The organism is Brevundimonas sp. SS2672 (assembly GCF_059579685.1).
This window is the reverse complement of sequence record NZ_CM184201.1, coordinates 3024593-3045716: the sequence shown is the minus strand read 5'-3', so window position 1 is coordinate 3045716 and position 21124 is coordinate 3024593. Positions and strand designations below refer to the sequence as shown.

Genomic DNA, 21124 nt, shown 5'->3' with positions numbered 1-21124 from the left:
GCAGCGAGCGCTCGCGGCGTGAGCGATAGCGACTAAAAACCAGCTCAAACAGCGAGCGCCCGCGGCGCGAGCGATAGCGCCACAAAGAAGGACTCCCATGCTCAAGGTCGCCATCCAGATGGACCCGCTCGAGGCGGTCAACGTCGAGTCGGACACCACCTTCCTGATGGCCCTGACCGGGCAGGCGCGCGGCCACAAGCTGTGGGTCTATGACTTCCGCACCCTGGCGCTGGAGGACGGCCGCCTGTTCTGCCGCGCCCGTCCGGTGACGGTGCAGCGCAAGCAGGGCGACCACGCCGACTTCGGTCCCGAGCAGCGCCTGGATCTGGCCGAGGACGTCGACGTCATCCTGATGCGTCAGGACCCGCCCTTCGACATGGCCTATGTCACCGCCACCTATCTGCTGGAGCGGGTGCATCCGCAGACCCTGGTGGTCAACAACCCGGCCGAGGTGCGCTCGGCGCCGGAGAAGCTGATCGCCACCCTCTTCCCCGGCCTGCAGCCGCCGACCCTGGTGTCGTCCGACCCCGAGGCCCTGGTCGATTTCCATCGCCGCCACGGCGATGTGGTGCTCAAGCCCCTGCACGGCGCGGCCGGTTCGGGGGTGGTGCGGCTGAAGGCGGACGATCCCAACCTGGAGGCCCTGATCGAGATTCACGCCGAGGCCTCGCGCGATCCTCTGGTGATCCAGAAATTCATCCCGGCGGTCTCGGCGGGCGACAAGCGCATCATCCTGGTCGACGGCGAGCCGGTCGGCGCCATCAACCGCATCCCCGCCAAGGACCAGGTGCGCTCCAACCTGCGCGTCGGCGGCACGGCGGCGCCGGTCGAACTGACCCCGCGCGATCTGGAGATCTGCGCCGCCATCGGCCCCTATCTGAAGGAACGCGGCCTGATCTTCGTCGGCATTGACGTGATCGGCGACTATCTGACCGAGATCAACGTGACCTCCCCCACCGGCGCCCAGCAGCTGCTGAAGTTCGCCGGGATCGATGCGACCGAGCGCATGTGGGAAGTCATCGAGCAAAGAAAGTCCGCAGCGGCCTGATCCTGGCCGATCTCTAAGGGAGGGAAAATCATGACGATCATCATCCGGACCGGGGCGCTGGCCGCCCTGGCTATGGCTTTCGCCTATCCGACTGTCGCCGAGGAGACGCCCAAAGGGCCGCCCATCGAAGCGCTGGAGCGGCTTATCACGAGCCGAACGCCGGAAACGCGCGTTGAAGCGCCTGACCATGAGCGCATAAGCGCACGCCGTATCGACATCGTCGACGCCGATGGCGTTATCCGCATGACCTTGGCGGGCGACAACCCTTCGGCGATCATAGACGGCGTCGAGTATCGACGCTCCATCAACGTGGCCGGGCTCATCCTCTATGATGACAAGGGCAGCGAGCGCGGCGGCTTCGGCACGGCGGACGTCGAGGGCGGCATGGCCATCCTGGCGCTGGACCATCCCGCCATGGATGCGATCGGTTGGCGCGTGGCGCCGGACGGCGAGGTCAGCTTCATCATCAACCAGGCGCCGCCGCTGGTGCGCGAACCGAAGTTGGGCGGGGCCCTAGTGCCCGGCGTAGAGACGCCGACTCGTATGCGTCTGTCAGTGGCGCCCGACGGCACGCCTGCTGTCGCCCTGTCCGACAAGAACGACAAGCCGCGCGTGCGCCTGACCGTCACCGAGGAAGGCTTCGGCGCCATCCAGTTCCTGAACGCCGAGGGTCAGGTGATCCATACGATCGCGCCGGAAGCCGACCTGCCGACGAGCTGACCGAACGACGCTCTTGCAGTCGCCATGAGTTCGTGATTTGTTCTCTCGACTGCGGGAGGGAACGGCATGGTCGCGCGGGTGGTGACGGTGGCTTTCGACGGCGTCGATGCGCGTCGGGTCGATGTGGAGGTGCAGCAGGTCGGTTCGCCCGCCGGCGCCTTCGCCATCGTCGGCCTGCCGGACAAGGCGGTGGCCGAAAGCCGTGAACGGGTGCGCGGCGCCTTTGCGGGCATCGGCCTGGCGCTGCCGGCCAAGAAGGTGATCGCCAATCTGGCCCCCGCCGATCTGCCCAAGGAAGGCAGTCATTTCGACCTGCCCATCGCCCTGGCCCTGCTGGCCTCCATGGGGGTGATCGGGCCGGACGCCCTGGACGGCTGGGCGGCGGTAGGCGAACTGGGTCTGGACGGACAGATCGCGGCGGTCGGCGGAACCCTGCCCGCCGCAATGGCGGTGAACGCCATGGGGCTGGGCCTGATCTGCCCCGAGGCCAACGGGCCCGAGGCGGCCTGGGCGGGCGAGGCGCGGTTGTTGGCGCCGCGCTCCCTGATCGGCCTGATCAATCATTTTCGCGGAACCCAGGTGCTGCGTCCGCCTCAGCCGGGGCCGGTGATCGAGGGCCGCGCCGTTCCCGACCTGCGCGAGGTCAAGGGACAGGAGGGCGCCAAGCGGGCGCTGGAGATCGCCGCCGCGGGCGGGCACAACCTGCTGTTCGTCGGCCCGCCGGGTTCGGGCAAGTCGATGATGGCGGCGCGCCTGCCGGGCCTGCTGCCGCCGCTGACGCCGATGGAGCGGTTGGAGACGTCGATGGTCTGGTCGGTGGCCGGATTGATCGAGCGCGGGGCCCTGACACGCGAGCGGCCGTTCCGGGCGCCCCATCATTCAGCCTCCATGGCGGCCCTGACGGGCGGCGGACTGAAGGCCAAGCCGGGCGAGGCCTCTCTGGCGCACAACGGCGTCCTCTTCCTTGATGAACTGCCCGAATACTCGCCCCAGGCGCTGGACAGCCTGCGTCAGCCGCTGGAGACGGGCGAGATCGTGGTGGCGCGCGCCAACGCCCATGTGCGCTATCCGGCGCGGTTCCAGCTGGTGGCGGCGATGAACCCCTGCCGTTGCGGCGTGGGCGGGCCGGGGCGCGGCGCCTGCGGCAAGGCTCCCCGCTGCCAGAAGGATTATCAGAACCGCATCTCCGGCCCGATGTTCGACCGCATCGACCTGACGGTGGAGACGCCGGCGGTGACGGCCGCCGACATGATCCTGCCCGCCCCTGCCGAAGGCACGGCCGAGGCCGCCGCCCGCGTGGCCGCCGCCATGCAGATGCAGGAGAATCGCATGGCCGAGGCTGGGTTGACGGGAATGCAGGCCCTCAACGCCCGCGCATCGGGCGAGGCGCTGGAGCGGTTCGCCGCGCCCGATCAGGCGGGGCGCGCCCTGCTGATGAAGGCCGGAGAGGCCGGGGACCTGACCGCCCGCGGCTGGACGCGGACCCTGCGTCTGGCTCGCACCATCGCCGATCTGGACGGGGCCGACGGCGTGCTGCGCCGCCATGTGGCCGAAGCCTTGATGTACCGGCGCAGCACGGTCGGGGCCCATGAGGACTTCGACCGTCAGGCCAGCCGGCGGATTCTGTTTCCTGTTCGCGAGACAGGGCCGGGACAAACGCCGTTCGTTTGGAATTAACACCTCGGCCCTAGGCTGCCGCCATGGGACAGACGCGCCGCAAACCTTCGTCGCAGACCGAGCTTTTCCCGGCCGCGCCCGCCGCCGCCGTGGATGGAAGCTCGCCCGAACAGCAGTTCCTGCGGCTGATGAGTCACGAGATGCGCACGCCCCTGAACGGGGTGATCGGCATGTTGGGCCTGCTGTCGCGAACGCGTCTGGATGGGGCGCAGCGCGCCTATGCCGAGGCGGCGCAGAAGTCGGCGGAGCATCTGCTGGGTCTGGTCAATGATCTGCTGGATTACGCCCGACTCGAAGCCGAGACGCTGGAGTTCGACCCGGCCCCTGTCGACCTGGAGGGATTGGTGCGGGGCGTGGCTGAACTGCTGAGCCCGCGCGCCCACGACAAGGGATTGGAGATCGTCTGGTCGGTGGCGGCCGAGGCTCCGGACGTCATCGCCGACGAGGGCCGTCTGCGCCAGATCCTGTTCAACCTGGCGGGAAACGCCGTAGAATTCACCGACCGGGGCGGGGTCCGCCTGGCGGTCGAGCCCATCGGCGAACGCCTTGGATCGCGCACGCGTCTGGCCTTTATCGTCGACGACACCGGCCCCGGCGTGCCGGAGGAGGCGCGGGGGCGCATCTTCGAGGAGTTCGGCCACGCCGACGCCTCCGACGCCGCCCGGTTCGACGGCGCCGGACTGGGCCTGGCGGTCGTGCGGCGGCTGGCGCGCGCCATGGGCGGAACCGCGGTGGTCGAGGATCGCCCGGACGGCGTCGGCGCCCGCTTCCGTTTCGAGGCCGAGTTTCCCGTGGCGGACGAGGTTGAAGCGCGTGCGCGGCCCCTGGCGGGGCTGGCCGTGGCCATCCGCACGCCGGATCCCTTCGTGCGCCGTGCGGCCGCCGATCAGATCGAGGCCTCGGGCGGCCGGGTCGCGCGCCAGGCCGGGGTGACCCTCGTCGATCATGCGGGCGCCGAAGACGGGGCGCTGGCGGTCCGGCCCAGCCAGGGCCAGGCCATCATCCTGCTGCGCCCGTCCGAACGGGATCTGATCAGCCGCTATCGGGCGGCGGGTTTCTGCGGCTATCTGATCAAGCCCCTGCGCCGGGCGTCCCTGGCCGAGCGCGCCCTAGCGGCGGCCGCGCCGCGCCGGGGCCTGCCCGCGCCGCCGGTCCGGCCGGGCGACGACGACCGGGTGGCCCATGTGGCCTTCAAGGGCGTGCGCGTCCTGTTGGTCGAGGACAATCCGGTCGGCGCCCTTCTGGCGAGGACGCTGCTGCGGCGGGAGGGTTGCGTGGTCCAGACCGCCGCCGACGGCCAGGAGGCGCTGGACTCCCTGAAGGCGGCGCGCTTCGACCTGGTTTTCATGGACATGCGGATGCCGCGCCTGGACGGGCCGAGCGCGGCGCGCGCGCTGCGGGCGCGCGGGGACCAGACGCCGATCATCGCCCTGACCGCCAACGCCTTCGCGGAGGACCGCGCGGCCTGCCTCGAGGCCGGGATGGACGATCACCTGGCCAAGCCGCTGGAGGCGGACGCCCTGCGCGTCGCCCTGGCGCGCTGGACGAACGCCGCCAACCGCGCCAAGGTCGCGGCGTCCTAACCGCCAGTAGTCCGTCGTCCGTATCGCCCGGCGGCGCCTCCGCCGGAGCCATGCATGACTGATTTCAAGACGCCCGCTTCGGCCGCCCGAGGCCTGGGGGGGCTCGCCGTCTATGGCGAACGGCGGCCGATGGCCATGCTGCTGCTGGGGTTCGCGGCGGGTCTGCCCAATCTGCTGATCTATGACACCCTGTCGGCTTGGTTGCGCGACGCGGGCGTGACGCTGGAGATGATCGGCTTCTTCGCCCTGGCCACCCTGACCTATGCGTTGAAGTTCGTCTGGGCGCCCCTGTTGGACCGCACCAATATTCCGGGTCTGACGCGCTGGCTGGGACACCGTCGCTCGTGGATGCTGGCGACGCAGGTCGTCATCATCGCCGGCCTGTGGTTGATCTCGGGCTCCAATCCACAGACCTCCCTCGGCGCCGTGGCGGCCTTCGCGGTCATGGTGGGCTTTTTCGGCGCCACCCAGGACATCGCCATCGACGCCTGGCGCATCGAGGCCGTCGACGATAGCCGTCAGGGCGCCATGGCGGCCGCCTATCAGCTGGGCTACCGGGTTGCTCAGATCGTCGCGGGCTTCGTGCCCCTGGCCTTGGCGCAGTTCTACAACTGGAACCTGTCCTACGCGATCATGGCCGCCCTGATGGGCGTCGGCGTGATGGGCGTTCTGCTCGCCCCGCGCGAGAAGCAGCACGTCGTGCGCGCCATTCCGGTATCCGACATTCCCTCGCGACCCGTGGCGGAGAAGGCCGAATGGGTCCTGCGCCTCGGCCTCATCTTTGTCTCGGCGGTTCTGATCGGGACCGGCTTGACCGATAAGATCGACGCCTTCGCCTGGGCTTTCGGCGCCATTCTGCCCCAGGAGATCCTGAGCGCTCTGACAGCGGGTCTTGTCGAGAGCGGCGGCGTCGGCGTGCTGATCCAGTTCGGCTGGATCGTCCTGGGCTTCGGCCTGCTGTTCTTCGCCTGCGCGCCGGTGCCGGGCTGGCGCACGCGCCCGGGCGCCTATCTGGCAGGCTCGTTCGGCGCGCCGCTGAAGGACTTCTTCGTGCGTTTCGGCCGGCTCGCCGGCCCGATCCTGGCGCTGATCTGCCTCTATCGCCTGGCGGACTTCGTGCTGAACATCATGAACCCCTTCTACATCGACCTGGGGTTCAGCCTGATCGAGATCGGCGAGGTGCGGAAGCTGTTCGGCGTGATCGCCATGTCGCTAGGCGTCTTCATCGGCGGCTGGTCGGTCGCCCGTTTCGGCTTGATCCGCACCATGGTGGTCGGCGCCTTCATGAGCCCGGTGTCGAACCTGGTCTTCGCCTGGCTGGCCACCCAGGGCCATGATCTAACCGCCCTCTTCGTCGCCATCGGGGTGGACAACCTGGCCACCGGATACGCCGGCACGGCCTTGATCGCCTATATGTCCAGTCTGACGTCGATCGGTTTCACGGCGACCCAGTACGCCCTGTTCAGTTCGCTGTACGCCCTGCCGGGCAAGCTCATCGCGTCCCAGTCCGGCAAGATCGTCGAGGCGTCCGCGCGAGCGGCGGACGCAGGAGGGCCGCTGGGGGCGCTGAAAGGACTGTTCCACGCCCTGCCGCCGGAATCCCTTGTTATCGGGGCCGCCAAGAGCGGGGTCACGCCCGCCGGACTGGGGGCGGGCTATGTCACCTTCTTCCTCTATTCGACAGTGATCGGCGTGTTCGCAATTGTTCTGGCCTTCTACGTCGCGCCGCGTCATGCGCGCCTGATCGCCGAGCAGAAGAAGGCGGCGGCCTCGGAAGACGCTCTGTCCTGAAACGCAAAGAGGCGGCCCGAAGGCCGCCTCTAGACGTTGTCACGATGGGTCGGCGGTCAGTCCTCGACCTCCACCCCTTCGGCGTAGGCGGCGAAGGTGGCCGCCGTCATGATCTCGCTGACCGAGGCGCCCAGGGGCACGATCTGGACCGACTTCTCCAGACCCACCAGCAGCGGACCGATCACCGTGGCGCCGCCCAGAGCCTGGACCAGTCGGGTCGAGATGGCGGCGGAGTGGATGGCCGGCATGACCAGGACGTTGGCGTCGCCGGTCAGGCGCATGAAGGGGTAGTTGGCGCGGGCGTCGGAGTTGAGCGCCAGGGCCGGCGGCATCTCGCCTTCATATTCGAAATCGAGATCCATGCCGTCGAGGATGCGGATGGCTTCGCGCACCTTCTCGCCGCGGTTGCCCGGCGGATCGCCGAAGGTCGAATAGCTGAGGAAGGCGACGCGCGGCTTGCGGCCCAGGGTCTTGACCGTGGCGGCGGCCTTGACTGCGATCTCGGCCAGTTCGGCCGCGTCGGGCAGTTCGTGGATCGAGGTGTCGGCCACGAACAGGGTGCGCCCCTTGGCCAGCAGGATCGACAGGCCGATCATGCGGTCCGTGACGTCGAGGACGCGGCGGACTTCCTTCAGCGCCATGTTGAAGTTGCGGGTCACGCCGGTGACCATGCAGTCCGCTTCGCCGCGCGCGACCATGGCGGCGGCGAAATAGTTGCGGTCCTGATTGATCATGCGCTGGACGTCGCGACGCAGATAGCCGCGACGCTGCAGGCGGGCGTAGAGCCAGTCGACGTATTCGGCGTTTCGGTCCGACACGCGGGCGTTCATGATCTGAATGCCCAGCTCATCGAAGCTCAGGCCGGCCTCGGCGGCGTTCTGGCGGATCAGCTCCTCGCGGCCGACCAGGATGGGCGTGCCGAGATCGGCCTGCTTGAAGGCCCAGGCGGCGCGGATGACCGACTGCTCCTCGCCCTCGGCGAAGACGACGCGCTGTTTCGGACCCGAGCGCACGCTGGCCTGGATCTTCTGCATCAGGGCGGCCGACGGATCGACCCGCTGGCGCAGGCTGATGCGATAGGCGTCCATGTCCTCGATCGGCTTGCGCGCCACGCCGGTCTCCATCGCCGTCTGGGCGATGAAGGGCGGGATGTACCAGATCAGGCGCGGGTCGAACGGGGTCGGAATGATGTATTCCGGGCCGAACTTCAGCTTGCGGCCCCGATAGGCGGCGGCGACCTCGTCCGGCACGTCCTCGCGGGCCAGCGCCGCCAGGGCGTGGGCGCAGGCGATCTTCATCTCGTGGTTGATCTGGCGTGCGCGCACGTCCAGCGCGCCCCGGAACAGATAGGGGAAGGCCAGGACGTTGTTGATCTGGTTGACATAGTCCGAGCGGCCCGTCGCCATGATGGCGTCCGAACGGACCGACTTGACGTCTTCCGGGGTGATTTCCGGGTCGGGGTTGGCCATGGCGAAGATGATCGGATTGGGCGCCATGGAGGCGACCATCTCCTTGGTGATCGCGCCCTTGGCCGACAGGCCCAGCACGACGTCGGCGCCGACCATGGCCTCGGCCAGGGTGCGCAGAGGCGTGTCGGTGGCGTGCGCGGCCTGCCATTGGGAGACGTTGTCGCGGCCCTTGTAGATGACGCCCTGGCGATCGCAGATGACCGTGTTCTCCGCCTTGACGCCGGCGGCCTTCATCAGGGCGATGGACGACAGGCCCGCCGCCCCGGCGCCCGACAGGACGACCTTGAGGTCTTCCAGCTTCTTGCCGACGATGTGGGCCGCGTTGATCAGGCCGGCGGTCGAGATGATGGCCGTGCCGTGCTGGTCGTCATGGAAGACGGGAATGTCCAGCAGGTCCTGCAGCTGGGCTTCGATCTCGAAGCACTCAGGGGACTTGATGTCCTCCAGGTTGATGCCGCCCCAGGTGTCGCCGATGTTCTTGACCACGGTGACGAACTCGTCCGGGTCGATGGTCTTCACCTCGACGTCGAAGCTGTCGACGTCGGCGAAGCGCTTGAACAGGACCGACTTGCCTTCCATCACCGGCTTGGAGGCCATGTGGCCCAGGTGACCCAGGCCCAGGATGGCGGTGCCGTTCGAGATGACGGCGACCATGTTCCCCTTGGAGGTGTAGTCGTAGGCCTTGTCCGGGTCCTCCGCGATGGCCAGGACCGGCACGGCCACGCCCGGCGAATAGGCCAGCGACAGATCGCGCTGGGTCGCCATCGGCTTGGTCGGGGCCATAGAGATCTTGCCCGGCGTCGGATCGCTGTGGAACTCCAGAGCGTCGTCGTCGGAGAAGGTCTGTTTATCGGTCAATTCGGGCATTTCGATCTCGGGAAGAGGCAGGCGCATTTCGTTCCTAGATCGTGGGACCTTCGCCGACAACCGCTGACGCCGGGTCAAGGGCGATTGCGTGGTTTCTCCGTCACGCCACGGGCAGGAATCCGGTTCCTTCGATCTCGACAGGACCCGTCATGAAGACGTGGTTCGACGCTTCGTCCCAGTTGATGGTCAGTTCGCCGCCGTCGACGATCACCGTCGCCCGGCGATCGGTCAGTCCGCGCCGCGCCGTGGCCACCAGGGCGGCGCAGGCGCCGGTGCCGCACGCCAGGGTCAGGCCCGCCCCGCGCTCCCACACCCGCAACCGGATGCGGTCGCGCTCCAGGACGTCGGCGAAGCCGACGTTGACCCCTTCGGGGAACAGGGGGTGGCGTTCGACCAGGGAGCCGGAGCCGCGCACGAAGGCGTCGTCCTGCTGGTCGGTGAAGAAGACGACGTGGGGGTTGCCCATCGACACCGCGCCCGGCGTATGCAGCACGGGCGCGTCGATCGGTCCGACCTGAAGCTCGATCCCGCGCGTGTCCATCGCTTCGGCCAGCGGCACTTCGGACCAGTCGAGACGCGGCGCCCCCATATCGACCGTCACTTCGTGGATGGCCGCGGTCGTCGACCCTTCGGGATCTCCCGACCCGGCGCGGCCTGGAAGAGAGGATGAGGCGCGGCGCGCGGTGGTGGGGCCGCCGAGGGTGTCGATGACCACCTCTTCCTTGTCGGTCGCCTCCAACATCAGCCAGCCGACGCAGCGCAGGGCGTTGCCGCAGGTCTCGACCATGGAGCCGTCGGCGTTCCATACCCGCATGAAGGCGTCGGCCGTTTCGGACGGCTCGATGCCGATCAACTGGTCGAAGCCGCCCAGGCCCGCCGCCGGATCGGCCAGGGCGCGCACCTGGTCTGCGGTCGGGTGAAAGGGCTCTTCGAAGGCCTGGACGACGATGAAGGCGTTTCCGGCGCCGTTCATGCGGATGTAGGGTCGGGCGGGTTGGCTCATGACGCCCTTCATATAGGATTTTTCGCCGGTTCATGTATCGCTGACGACGATGACGTCTGATCATAGCGAAACCGCCAAACCCGACGGGCTGCGGCTGAGGGCGCGCCTGCGCTACCTCTATCACGGCGCCCAGCCGGCGGCGGTGAAGTTCCGCCTGATGGTCATCATCGTCGACCTGATCATCATCGGCTTCTTCCTGGCCGCGCCGATCCTGAAGGAGGCAGGCTGGGTCTTCTATGTCGCCGACTACTTCATCGCCGCCATTCTGGGCCTGGACCTGGCGGCGCGGGCCTATGCCTATTCCGACATCCGCGACTGGCTGAAGAAGCCCATCGTCTGGGTCGACCTGTTCGTGCTGGCGACCCTGCTGTTCCCGGCCTGGCTGGCGAATTTCGGCTTCCTGCGGCTGCTGCGGTTCTGGAGCCTGCTGAACAGCGACCTGTTTTGGCGCACCATCGGTCGCCGGTTCGACGACACCCGCGTCGAGGAGATCACCCGCGCCTTGGCCGCCCTGGTCACCTTCGTCTTTGTGACGACCGGCTTCGTCTACGCCTATTTCCGGGGCAAGGCCGAGCACATCAACGGCTATCTGGACGCCCTGTACTTCACTGTCGCCACCCTGACGACGACGGGCTTCGGGGACATCACCCTGCCGGGCAACTGGGGGAGGGTCATCTCCATCGTCGTCATGCTGGTGGGCATCACCCTTTTCATCCGCCTGGCCCAAACGCTGATCCGGCCGCACAAGGTGAAGTTCCCCTGTCCCACCTGCGGGCTGCAGAAGCACGACCCCGACGCCGTGCACTGCAAGGCCTGCGGCCAGATTCTGTGCATCCCGGACGATGGCGATTGAGCCGCAGCCTGCGGCGAAAGATTACAAGCCCGTAAGATTACAGGCGCTTGCCCCTCGCCGCCGCCCTCGCCAAGGTGCCGCGCGAAACATTCGTCCGTTGGGGGACATCTATGACCATCCGCTCGTTGGCGTCCGTCGCCGCCCTTCTTCTCGCCGCCGGAGCCGCACCCGTCGCCATGGCCCAGACCACCGTTTCCACAAGCGCCGCCTCGACGGCTCCGGGCTTCGCGACCAGCGATGCGACCGACCCCTATCTGTGGCTGGAGGAGGTCGAGGGCGACCGCGCCATGGAATGGGTCAAGGCGCACAACGAGACCTCTCTGGGGACGCTGCAGGGCGACCCACGCTATGAGACCCTCCATCAACAGGCGCTGGACCTGGTGCAGTCGCGCGACCGCATCCCCTCGCCCGGTTTCACTCACGACGGCCACGTCGACAACTTCTGGCAGGACGCCGACCATGTGCGCGGCATCTGGCGGCGCACGACGCTGGCGTCCTATCGCACCGATGCGCCGCAGTGGGAGACCATCCTGGACATCGACGCGCTGTCGGCGGCCGAGGGCGCCAACTGGGTCTACAAGGGCGCGACCTGCCTGGCGCCGGAGGAGCGTTACTGCCTGATCTCCCTGTCGAACGGCGGCAAGGATGCGGTGACGATCCGCGAGTTCGACAGCGTCACGAAAACCTTCGTCGAAGGCGGGATTTCGCTGCCAGAATCCAAGGGCGGCGCCAGCTGGATCGACAAGGATACGCTGCTGATCTCGCGCGATTTCGGCGAAGGGTCGCTGACGGACTCTGGCTATCCGCGCACCGTGCGTCTGATGAAGCGCGGCCAGAGCGTCGATCAGGCGGTCGAGGTCTTCGCCGGTCAACAGACGGACGTCTCGGTTTCGGGCTACACGCTGCGCGACGCGGACGGCGCGGTTCAGGCGGTGCTGCTGAACCGGGGGATCAACTTCTACGAAAGCGAGACCTGGCGCCTGAACCCCGACGGTTCGACGACGAAGCTGGAGCTGCCGCTCAAGTCCAACATCAACGCCCTGGTCGCCGGCCAGCTGGTGGTGACGACGGATCAGGACTGGACCGCGCCCTCGGGGCAGGAATTCAAGACCGGCGACGTCATCGCCTGGAACCTGCAGGCCTGGCTGGCTGATCCCAAGACCCCCGCCGGTCTGGTGATCCGCCCCGGCGAGCGCGAGGCGATCGAGGGGCTCAACGCCACCCGCAACAAGCTGGTCGTGGCCCTTTACGAGAACGTGCGCGGCTCGGTCTATGTCTATGACCCGGCCGACTGGAGCCGCACGCGCCTGGACCTGCCGCAGAACGTCTCGGTCGGCGTCGGCTCGGCCTCGGAACAGGACGACAAGGTCTTCGTCAGCGTCACCGGCTATCTGAACCCGTCCAGCCTCTATCTGGCCGATGCGGCGACCGGCGCGGTCGTGCTGACCAAGGCCCTGCCGGAAAAGTTCGACGCCAGCGGCATGCGCGTCGATCAGTTCGAGGCGCGCAGCGCCGACGGGACGATGATCCCCTATTTCGTCGTCCACAAGGACGCCATGGCGATGGACGGCTCGAACCCGACGCTGCTGTACGGCTACGGCGGCTTCCAGTCGTCGCTGCTGCCCGGCTATTCGCCGACGGTGGGCAAGCTGTGGCTGGAGCGGGGCGGGGTCTATGTCATCGCCAACACCCGCGGCGGCGGCGAGTTCGGACCGAAATGGCACCAGGCGGCCCAGCAGGAGAACCGCCAGCGCGCGCATGAAGACTTCCAGGCCGTGGCTCAGGACCTGATCACGCGCGGGATCACCTCGCAGCCTCACCTGGGGATCATGGGCGGCTCGCAGGGCGGACTGTTCATGGGGGCCATGCTGACCCAGCGCCCGGACCTGATCAACGCGGCGGTCATTCAGGTGCCGCTGTTCGACATGCTGCGCTTCCACAAGTTGCTGGCCGGCGCCAGCTGGATGGGCGAATACGGCGACCCGGACATCCCCGAACAGCGCGCCTGGATCGAGCAGTATTCACCCTATCAGCGTCTGACGGCGGGTCAGCCCTACCCCGAGGTCTTCATCCACACCTCGACCAAGGACGACCGCGTGCACCCCGGCCACGCCCGCAAGGCGGCGGCGCGGATGGAGGAACTGGGCTATCCGGTGCTCTTCTATGAAAACACCGACGGCGGCCACGCGGCCGGCGCCAATCTGCGCGAGACGGCCCGCCGCATCGCGCTGGAATACACCTATCTGACCCGGCGGCTGATGGATCAGCCGGCGCAGCCCTGATCGCATGGAGCCTGAGAGCATGATGAAGTCCCTGTTCTTGTCTGTCGCCCTGCCCGCCCTGGTGCTGGCCGCCGCGCCCGCCCTGGCCGAGGGGGCGGCGTCCGACCCGGTCGCCGCCTCGGCGACGACCCCGCCGCCGCACTTCCCGCGCGACCTGTCGCCCGAAGGGGTCAAGGCCGCCGACGACCATCTGGCGCTGGAAGAGGTGGACGGCGCCGAGGCGCGCGCCTTCGTCGCCGCCGAGAATGAAAAGTCACTGGCCGCCCTGACCGGCGACCGTCGCTATGAGCCTTTCCGCCAGCAGGCCGAGGCCATTCTGACGGCCACCGACCGTATCCCCGGCGTCAGCTTCCTGGGCGAGGGCCTCGGCAATTTCTGGCAGGACGCCGCCAATCCGAAGGGCGTCTGGCGCCGCACGACGCTGGACTCCTATCGCACCGCCCAGCCCCAGTGGGAGACCCTGCTGGACATCGACGCCCTGGCCAAGGCCGAGGGCAAGGACTGGGTGTTCAAGGGCGCTGACTGCCTGGCGCCGGACGAGACCCGCTGCCTGATCAATCTGTCGGACGGCGGCATGGACGCCGTGACGGTGCGCGAGTTTGATCTGATGACCAAGCGGTTCGTGGACGGCGGCTTCGTCATCCCCGAAGGCAAGCACCGCATCTCCTGGCTGGACCGCGACACCCTGCTGATCGCCACCGACTTCGGTCCCGGCAGCCTGACGGAGTCGGGCTATCCCTACATCGTCAAATCCCTGACGCGCGGCCATCCGCTGGAGCACGCGACCGAGGTCTATCGCGGCCAGCAGGGCGACGGCGGCTACGGCGCCTCGCCCATGGTCTTCCGCGACAAGGCGGGCGCGGTCGAGGCCGTGCTGTTCAGCCGCCCGCTGGACACCTTCCGCTCGGAAATCTGGGCCCTGGGAGCCGACGGCAAGCCGTATAGGTTGAACCTGCCCGAGCGCGTGGGCGTCCAGGGCGTCCTGGGCGGGAAACTGGTCTTCTCGCCGGAACAGGCCTGGAGCTTCGACGGTCAGGACTACGCCGCCGGTTCGTTGGTCGCCCTGCCGCTGGGCGTGCTGGGCGACGTACGCCAGAGCATCCGCATCGACGCGAAGTCCGCGACCATCTTCGCGCCCGGCCCGCGTCAGTCGCTACAAAATGTCCGCGTGTTCGAAGACAGCATCGTCGCCGTGATCGCCGATAACGTCGTCGGCACGCTGAAGCGCTTCGCCCCGACCGCCGAGGGCTGGACTGCGACCGAACTCGCGGTGCCGGCCAACAGCGCCGTGGGTCTGGGCGACAGCTCCAAGGCCAAGGGTCAGGTCTTCGTTTCGACGCAAGGCTTCCTGACCCCGCCGACCCTCAGCCTGGCGGACGTCTCGACCGCCGCCCTGACCGAGCTGAAATCGGCCCCGGCCAAGTTCGACGCGTCGACCCATGTGGTCGAGCAGTTCGAGGCGACCTCGACCGACGGGACCAAGATCCCCTATTTCGTCACCCGGCCGAAGGACCTGGCGATGGACGGGACCGGCCCGACCATCCTGTTCGGCTACGGCGGCTTCCAGGCCAGCTTCCCGCCCGCCTACAAGCCCGAGATGGGCAAGCTGTGGCTCGAGAACGGCGGCGTCTTCGTCCAGGCCAACATCCGCGGCGGCGGCGAATTCGGTCCGCAGTGGCACCAGGCGGCCCTGCGCGAGAACCGCCAGCGCGCCTTCGACGACTTCGCCGCCGTGGCCCGTGATCTGGAGCAGCGGCGCATCACCAGCCCGCGCCATCTGGGCATCTACGGCCGCTCCAACGGCGGGGTGCTGACCTCGGTGTCCATCACCCAGCATCCGGAACTGTTCAACGCGGCGGTCATCGAGAGCCCCCTGATCGACATGCTGCGTTATCAGGAGCTGCCGGCGGGCGCCTCGTGGATGGGCGAATACGGCGATCCGCGCATTCCGGGCGACGCCGAATTCATCGCCCGCTACTCGGCCTATCAGCAGTTGAGGCCCGAGGTGAAATACCCGCGCGTCTACATCACGACGAACACGCGCGACGACCGGGTCCACCCCGGCCACGCCCGCAAGTTCGCGGCGCGTCTGGGCGACCAGGGCCACGACCACCTCTATTTCGAGGACACGGCGGGCGGTCACTCCAATGACGCCGATCCGGTCGCCAACGCCCGCCGCTGGGCCCGCCACTACGTCTACCTCAGCCAGCAGCTGATGGACTGAAGCAGCGCTCGTCGCGCCCGACGCGCCGCTCACGCATTTATGAGCGGCGTTATCGGGTCGAAGGGATAGGATCGCCGCCATGATGGCACGGGGCCTGTTCAGGTACGGGATGACGGCGGCGGCCGCAGGCTTGGGCTTGCTGGTCGCCGCCGCCGCGCCGTCGCGCGAGCGCGACGCTCCGGTCCAGCCGGTCGTGGTCGAACTGTTCACCGCCCAGGGCTGCGCCGGCTGTCCCGACGCCAACCGCACGGTCGAGACGGTGGCCGAGAATCCGGGCGTGATCGTCCTGACCTACGGCGTCGACTATTGGGACTATCTGGGCTGGTCCGACACCTTCGCTCGGCCCGAGTTCGCCGAGCGCCAGCGCGCCTATCGCCAGGCGTTGAAGCTGCGGAACGTCTCGACGCCTCAGGTGGTGATCGACGGGCGGCGTCATGTCTCCGGCGCTCGTCCGCCCGAGTTGAAGGCCGCCGTCGAGGCCGAGGCGCGTGACCGGGGCTGGCCGCCCGAGATCGAATTCCGCGAGACGGGCGATCGCGTCGGCGTGGGCTCGGGTCGTCCGCCGGAAGGCGGCGCCGAGGTCGTCGCCGTCGTCTATCAACCGGGGCAGCAGACGGTCGAGGTCAAGGGCGGCGACAATCGCGGCCGGGCCGTGACCCACGTCAATGTGGTGCGCGAGGTGCGCCGCCTGGGCGACTGGAACGGGCGACCGGTGCTGTTCCCCCTGCCTCAGGACACGGGGATCGATGAAGGGGTGGTGGTGCTGCTTCAGGCCAAGGACGACCGTCGCATCCTGTCGTCCGCCGCGCGCCCGGAACCGGGGCGCGATTGAACCGCTGACGGAAAAGGTCTAAAGGCCCGCCGCTCTTGATGGGCGCGCGCCTCCTCGCGCGACCCGGAGAAAACATTGCATGGTCGGGGACACGCCCCGCGGCGACGCCGCGCCAACCGCCAACGCCTCCTCTCCCGCGAACGCCCAGATTCCGCCTGACGGCGGGTCCCGGGGCCAGGGCGGCAAGGCCGGCCGTCGCGCCCTGATCCTGGGCGCCATCGGCGTGGTGTTCGGCGACATCGGCACCAGCCCCATCTACGCCCTGCGCGAGGCCATCGGCCACGCCCAGAAGGGCGTCGAGGGCGACCTGGCCGTTATCGGCGTGGTGTCGCTGGCCTTCTGGGCGCTGATGGTGGTGGTGACGTTCAAATACGTCATGTTCCTGATGCGGGCCGACAACAAGGGCGAAGGCGGCACCCTGTCGCTGATGGCCCTGGCCCAGCACGCCATCGGGCGACGCAGCGCCTGGCTGTTCATCCTGGGCGTCTGCGGCGCGGCCCTCTTCTACAGCGACGGCGTCATCACCCCGGCCATTTCCGTGCTGTCGGCCATCGAGGGCCTGCAGGAGGCGCCGGGCCTGAACGGGCGCCTCGACCCCTTCATCGTGCCCCTGGCGGCGGGGATTCTCATCGCCCTGTTCCTGGTGCAGTCGCGCGGCACGGCCGGATTGGCCAGGTTCTTCGGCCCCATCACCCTGGTCTGGTTCCTGTCCCTGGGCCTGATGGGGGTGGCGCACATCTTCGACGACCTGTCGATCCTGAAGGCCCTGTCGCCCTATTACGGGATCAAGCTGCTGATCGCCGACGGCTTCCTCGGCTTCGTCATCCTGGGCAGCGTCTTCCTGGCCGTCACCGGCGCCGAGGCGCTGTATGCGGACATGGGCCATTTCGGCAAGTCGCCGATCCGCCAGGGCTGGCTGTTCATCGTCCTGCCCTGTCTGACCCTGAACTACCTGGGTCAGGGCGCCTTCCTGCTGTCGCACCCCGGCGCGGCTGACAACCCCTTCTGGAACATGGTGCCGCAGCTGGTCTATTGGCCCATGCTGATCCTGGCCACGGCGGCCACGGTGATCGCCAGCCAGGCGGTCATCACAGGGGCCTTCTCGGTGACGCAGCAGGCGGTCCAGCTCGGCCTCCTGCCGCGACTGGACATCCGCAACACGTCCGAGACCCAGGCGGGCCAGATCTATGTGCCAGCGATCAACAGCCTGCTGATGGTCGGGGTGCTGTTCGTGCTGGTGACCTTCCAGTCCTCGCACAATCTGACGGCGGCCTATGGGGTGGCGGTGACCGGCACCATGATGGTCAACACCCTGATGTCCTTCACCGTGGTGCGGCACAAGTGGAAGTGGCCGATGTGGGCCGTGCTGCTGACCCTGGTGCCGTTCGGCTTCATCGATGCGGTCTTCCTGACCTCGAACCTGCTGAAGATTCCCGCCGGGGCGTGGATGCCGCTGGTGCTGGGCGGCGGTCTGGTCATGCTGATGTGGACCTGGGTGCGCGGCACGCAGATCCTGACCGACAAGACGCGCAAGGACAGCTTGCCGCTGACCGATCTGATCGAGATGCTGCGCGCCCGCCCGCCGCACCGGGCGCCGGGCACGGCCATCTTCCTGACCTCGGACGCCGATGTCGCGCCGGTGGCCCTGATGCACAACCTCAAGCACAACAAGGTGCTGCACGAGAAGAACATCATCCTGACCGTGCACACCTCCGACCGGCCGCGCGTGCCGGACCTCCAGCGGGTGGCGGTCGAGCCGATCAGCGACGATTTCAAGCGCCTGACCCTGACCTTCGGCTATATGGAGACGCCGAACGTGCCGCGCGCGCTCGGCCTGTGCCGCAAGCAGGGGCTGAAGTTCGACATCATGTCGACCAGCTTCTTCCTGGGCCGCCGTTCCGTCGTTCCCACCGCCCGCCAGGGCATGCCTCTTTGGCAGGACAAGCTGTTTATCTTCCTGATGCGTAACGCCGCCAACCCGACCGACTTCTTCCGCATTCCGCCCGGCCGCGTGGTCGAACTCGGCACCCAGGTGTCGGTGTGAGCGGGGGGACGCCCAAGGGCAAAAGCTCCGCCGCGCGCGGCCGCCGCATCGCCGAGAAGGCGCGCGGCCCGCGTCGCGAACCGGCGCCGCGTCCGGTCGCCGACGACCCCCACGCCGACATCGGCGTCGAGGCGCGCCTGGTCGCCGGCCTGCTGCTGAACGCGGCGCTGGAGAAGCGCACCGGTCTGGACGAGGCCCTGTCCCAATCGCCAGCGCGCGACCTGCCGCCTCAAGATCGCGCCTTCGCTCGCGCTGTGGCCATGGCGGCCCTGCGCCGTCTGGGCGAGATCGACCAGATTCTGGAGCGCCGCCTGCAGAAGGCGCCGCCGCTGGCCGTCATGACCATCCTGCGCATCGCCCTGGCCCAGACGCTGGTGCTGGAGACGCCCGCCTTCGCCGCGGTGTCGACAGCGGTGAAGCTGGCCGAGCGCGATCCCAAGACGCGCCCCTACAAGAATCTGGTCAACGCCGTGCTGCGCGGCGTCGGCCGCGACGGTCCTGGCCTGACGACGGCGGAAGCCAATCTGCCCGACTGGCTGGCCCAGCGCTGGAAGGCGACCTATGGCGAGGCGGCCCTGATCGGCCTGGCCCTGGCTACGCGCGAGGAACCGGCGACCGACCTGACGGCCAAGCCTGGCGTCGATCCCGCCGAACTGGCGGCGTCGGTCGAGGGCGAGGCCCTGCCAGGCGGCACGGTCCGCACCGGCAAGCGCGGCGATGTCGCCTCCTGGCCCGGCTTCGAGGCGGGCGACTGGTGGGTGCAGGATGCGGCGGCCGCCGTGCCTGCGCGCCTGCTGGCGGTCAAGGCGGGCGAGACGGCGCTGGACCTGTGCGCCGCGCCGGGCGGCAAGACGCTGCAACTGGCCGCCGCCGGAGCTGAAGTTGTCGCGCTGGACCGGTCCGAGGCGCGCCTTAAGCGCCTGCGCCAGAATTTCGAGCGCATGAACCTCAAGGCCGAGGTCGTCGCCGTCCCGGCCGAGGACTGGGAAGACGACCGCGCCTTCGACGCCGTTCTGCTGGACGCGCCCTGCACGGCCACCGGCACCTATCGCCGCAACCCCGAGGTTCTGCGCGCCACCCGTCCCGCTGATGTGGCCAAGCTGGCCGACGTTCAGCACCGCCTGCTGGACGCCGCCGCCGAGAAGGTGAAGCCGGGCGGCCGTCTGGTCTATTGCGTCTGCTCGCTGGAGCGCGAAGAGGGCGAGACGCAGGTGATCGCCTTCCTGCGCCGCAATCCGGCTTTCCGCACCGTCGCCGCCGTTCCCGCCGAGGTCGGCGCCCCGGACGAGGCTCTGACGCCGGAAGGCTGGCTGCGCATCCTGCCGTCGCAATGGGCGGAAAAGGGCGGTCTGGACGGCTTCTTCGCGGCGAAGCTGGAACGGATCGCCTAGCTGAGCTGAAGACCGAACCAGCCGTCGCGGCTGGAGACCGTCATCGGCAGGCCGAACAGGTTGGTCAGGGCGGCGTCGGTCAGCATGTCGGCCTTGGCGCCGTCGCGGGCGACGCGGCCGTCCTTCATCATGATGACGCGGTCGATCTCGGGCAGGATCTCCTCGATGTGGTGCGTCACCAGGATCAGGGTGGCGCCGCCCTGCGCCAGCGGACGAAGGCTGGCCAGAAACAGGCGGCGCGTCGCCGGGTCCAGCCCGCCGCACGGTTCGTCCAGCAGGATGGCGTCCGGCCGGTGGGCCAGGGCGCGGGCGATCAGCACCCTGCGCGCCTCGCCCGACGACAGGGTGGCCATCGAGCGGCCGATCAGATGCTCGACCTCCATACGGTGCAGGGCCTCGGCGGCGGCGTCGCGCATGGCGGGCTCGACAGTCTCGCGCCGCCAGACCCCGCGCGAGGCGAAGAAGCCCGAGACGACGGCGTCCATCACCTCCAGCGCATCCTCGCTAGTCAGGTCCGACTGGGCGGCGGGCGAGACGAAGCCGAGGCGGCGACGCAGGGAAAAGACATCCCATGGGCTCTGACCGAACACCTCGACCCGCGCCCCATGCACCGGATAGAGTTGATGCAGGATCAGTTTGACCAGCGTCGACTTGCCCGAGCCGTTGCGGCCCAGGATCGCCGTGTGATCGCCCGCCGCAATGGTCAGGCTGACATCGTCCAGAATGCGGCGCTCGCTGCGCACGACGCTGGCGTTTTCGATCCGCAGCAGCGGGATGGAGGTCTCGGCCGCTTCAGTCATCGTCATCTTCGATGGAGTGAATCTGATCGTCGTCCAGGCCCAGGTGGTGGCCGATCTCGTGGATCAGGACGTGGGCGATGATCTCGGCCAGGCCGACGTCGCCGCGCTCGCACCATTCGTCGAGGATGGGACGGCGATAGAGGAAGACGCGCGAGGGCTCCGGCGCCGGACCCATGGCGTCGCGTTCGCCGATGTGGACGCCTGAATAGAGGCCGGTCAGTTCGAACGGGTCCTCGATCTCCAGATCGCGCAGGGTCTCCTCGTCGGCGAAGTCGTCGATGCGGATGACGACCTCCCCGGCCGCCTGGCGAAACAGGTCGGGCAATCCGGCGAAGGCCTCCTCGGCCAGGCGGGCGAAATCATCGAGCGAAGGGGCGAGTTGGTCTGTCCAGGGCGTGGTCATGGCAAGGGATATCGCCCGCGCCGGAGCCGGTCGCAATCAGGGACGCGGCCGCGCGTGCATGGGCCGCATCGCAATTCGCCCAATCAGAGTATGGTAAACGCCGAATCGGCCTGTCCTGACGGGCGGCTGACGCTTGG

General features: G+C 68.4%; 15 protein-coding genes. 11 read left to right on the top strand and 4 right to left on the bottom strand.

Annotation, left to right across the window (positions count from 1 at the left end):
- The first annotated feature begins 97 nt into the window (after nucleotides 1-97).
- From gshB to AC52GN_RS15230, 5 genes are all read left to right on the top strand, one after another.
- On the top strand, nucleotides 98-1048 hold the full coding sequence (gene gshB, locus AC52GN_RS15250) for a glutathione synthase (RefSeq protein WP_496527635.1): 951 nt from the start codon (nucleotides 98-100) through the stop codon (nucleotides 1046-1048).
- 30 nt (nucleotides 1049-1078) lie between these two features.
- The gene (locus tag AC52GN_RS15245) at nucleotides 1079-1768 is read left to right on the top strand and encodes a hypothetical protein (RefSeq protein ID WP_496527634.1); all 690 of its coding nucleotides are present in this window, start codon (nucleotides 1079-1081) and stop codon (nucleotides 1766-1768) included.
- 66 nt (nucleotides 1769-1834) lie between these two features.
- The gene (locus AC52GN_RS15240; RefSeq protein WP_496527633.1) at nucleotides 1835-3445 is read left to right on the top strand and encodes a YifB family Mg chelatase-like AAA ATPase; all 1611 of its coding nucleotides are present in this window, start codon (nucleotides 1835-1837) and stop codon (nucleotides 3443-3445) included.
- A 23-nt stretch (nucleotides 3446-3468) separates the two neighbouring features.
- A complete protein-coding gene (locus AC52GN_RS15235; protein WP_496527632.1) occupies nucleotides 3469-5028 on the top strand; it encodes a response regulator in 1560 nt (519 codons plus the stop codon).
- 54 nt (nucleotides 5029-5082) lie between these two features.
- A complete protein-coding gene (locus AC52GN_RS15230) occupies nucleotides 5083-6819 on the top strand; it encodes an AmpG family muropeptide MFS transporter (protein ID WP_496527631.1) in 1737 nt (578 codons plus the stop codon).
- 56 nt (nucleotides 6820-6875) lie between these two features.
- Here AC52GN_RS15230 and AC52GN_RS15225 read toward each other — a convergent pair whose 3' ends face one another.
- A complete protein-coding gene (locus AC52GN_RS15225; protein ID WP_312219667.1) occupies nucleotides 6876-9155 on the bottom strand; it encodes an NADP-dependent malic enzyme in 2280 nt (759 codons plus the stop codon).
- A gap of 100 nt (nucleotides 9156-9255) precedes the next feature.
- Entirely contained in the window at nucleotides 9256-10158 is a 903-nt protein-coding gene (gene dapF, locus AC52GN_RS15220) for a diaminopimelate epimerase (protein WP_496527630.1), read from the bottom strand.
- A gap of 49 nt (nucleotides 10159-10207) precedes the next feature.
- Here dapF and AC52GN_RS15215 point away from each other — a divergent pair, with 49 nt between their 5' ends.
- From AC52GN_RS15215 to AC52GN_RS15190, 6 genes are all read left to right on the top strand, one after another.
- On the top strand, nucleotides 10208-11011 hold the full coding sequence (locus tag AC52GN_RS15215) for a potassium channel family protein (RefSeq protein WP_312219663.1): 804 nt from the start codon (nucleotides 10208-10210) through the stop codon (nucleotides 11009-11011).
- Nucleotides 11012-11121: 110 nt separating this feature from the next.
- Nucleotides 11122-13293, top strand: a complete 2172-nt coding sequence (locus AC52GN_RS15210; protein WP_496527629.1) for a prolyl oligopeptidase family serine peptidase — start codon at nucleotides 11122-11124, stop codon at nucleotides 13291-13293.
- A gap of 19 nt (nucleotides 13294-13312) precedes the next feature.
- Nucleotides 13313-15517 carry a prolyl oligopeptidase family serine peptidase gene (locus AC52GN_RS15205; RefSeq protein ID WP_496527628.1) on the top strand — a complete coding sequence of 735 codons (2205 nt, stop codon included), beginning with the start codon at nucleotides 13313-13315 and terminating at the stop codon, nucleotides 15515-15517.
- A 79-nt stretch (nucleotides 15518-15596) separates the two neighbouring features.
- The gene (locus AC52GN_RS15200) at nucleotides 15597-16349 is read left to right on the top strand and encodes a DUF1223 domain-containing protein (RefSeq protein WP_346519309.1); all 753 of its coding nucleotides are present in this window, start codon (nucleotides 15597-15599) and stop codon (nucleotides 16347-16349) included.
- Between the two features lie 79 nt (nucleotides 16350-16428).
- Nucleotides 16429-18393, top strand: coding sequence for a potassium transporter Kup (locus AC52GN_RS15195; protein WP_338577439.1), 1965 nt, complete (start codon nucleotides 16429-16431; stop codon nucleotides 18391-18393).
- Complete coding sequence (locus AC52GN_RS15190) at nucleotides 18390-19784, top strand: RsmB/NOP family class I SAM-dependent RNA methyltransferase (protein WP_496527627.1); 1395 nt, start codon at nucleotides 18390-18392, stop codon at nucleotides 19782-19784. The genes AC52GN_RS15195 and AC52GN_RS15190 overlap by 4 nt, the downstream gene beginning before the upstream one ends.
- Here the strand turns inward: AC52GN_RS15190 and AC52GN_RS15185 are convergent.
- Nucleotides 19781-20584, bottom strand: a complete 804-nt coding sequence (locus AC52GN_RS15185; protein ID WP_496527626.1) for an ABC transporter ATP-binding protein — start codon at nucleotides 20582-20584, stop codon at nucleotides 19781-19783. The two genes, AC52GN_RS15190 and AC52GN_RS15185, sit on opposite strands and share 4 nt — an antisense overlap.
- Nucleotides 20577-20987, bottom strand: a complete 411-nt coding sequence (locus tag AC52GN_RS15180; RefSeq protein WP_496527625.1) for a metallopeptidase family protein — start codon at nucleotides 20985-20987, stop codon at nucleotides 20577-20579. The genes AC52GN_RS15185 and AC52GN_RS15180 overlap by 8 nt, the downstream gene beginning before the upstream one ends.
- Between the last annotated feature and the right edge of the window lie 137 nt (nucleotides 20988-21124).

Coding starts and splice junctions, on each gene's coding strand:
- AC52GN_RS15215 (WP_312219663.1), top strand. CDS start 10,208: ATGACGTCTGATCATAGCGAAACCGCCAAACCCGACGGGCTGCGGCTG.
- dapF (WP_496527630.1), bottom strand. CDS start 10,158: ATGAGCCAACCCGCCCGACCCTACATCCGCATGAACGGCGCCGGAAAC.
- AC52GN_RS15200 (WP_346519309.1), top strand. CDS start 15,597: ATGATGGCACGGGGCCTGTTCAGGTACGGGATGACGGCGGCGGCCGCA.
- gshB (WP_496527635.1), top strand. CDS start 98: ATGCTCAAGGTCGCCATCCAGATGGACCCGCTCGAGGCGGTCAACGTC.
- AC52GN_RS15230 (WP_496527631.1), top strand. CDS start 5,083: ATGACTGATTTCAAGACGCCCGCTTCGGCCGCCCGAGGCCTGGGGGGG.
- AC52GN_RS15235 (WP_496527632.1), top strand. CDS start 3,469: ATGGGACAGACGCGCCGCAAACCTTCGTCGCAGACCGAGCTTTTCCCG.
- AC52GN_RS15180 (WP_496527625.1), bottom strand. CDS start 20,987: ATGACCACGCCCTGGACAGACCAACTCGCCCCTTCGCTCGATGATTTC.
- AC52GN_RS15205 (WP_496527628.1), top strand. CDS start 13,313: ATGATGAAGTCCCTGTTCTTGTCTGTCGCCCTGCCCGCCCTGGTGCTG.
- AC52GN_RS15185 (WP_496527626.1), bottom strand. CDS start 20,584: ATGACTGAAGCGGCCGAGACCTCCATCCCGCTGCTGCGGATCGAAAAC.
- AC52GN_RS15225 (WP_312219667.1), bottom strand. CDS start 9,155: ATGCCCGAATTGACCGATAAACAGACCTTCTCCGACGACGACGCTCTG.
- AC52GN_RS15245 (WP_496527634.1), top strand. CDS start 1,079: ATGACGATCATCATCCGGACCGGGGCGCTGGCCGCCCTGGCTATGGCT.
- AC52GN_RS15195 (WP_338577439.1), top strand. CDS start 16,429: ATGGTCGGGGACACGCCCCGCGGCGACGCCGCGCCAACCGCCAACGCC.
- AC52GN_RS15240 (WP_496527633.1), top strand. CDS start 1,835: ATGGTCGCGCGGGTGGTGACGGTGGCTTTCGACGGCGTCGATGCGCGT.
- AC52GN_RS15210 (WP_496527629.1), top strand. CDS start 11,122: ATGACCATCCGCTCGTTGGCGTCCGTCGCCGCCCTTCTTCTCGCCGCC.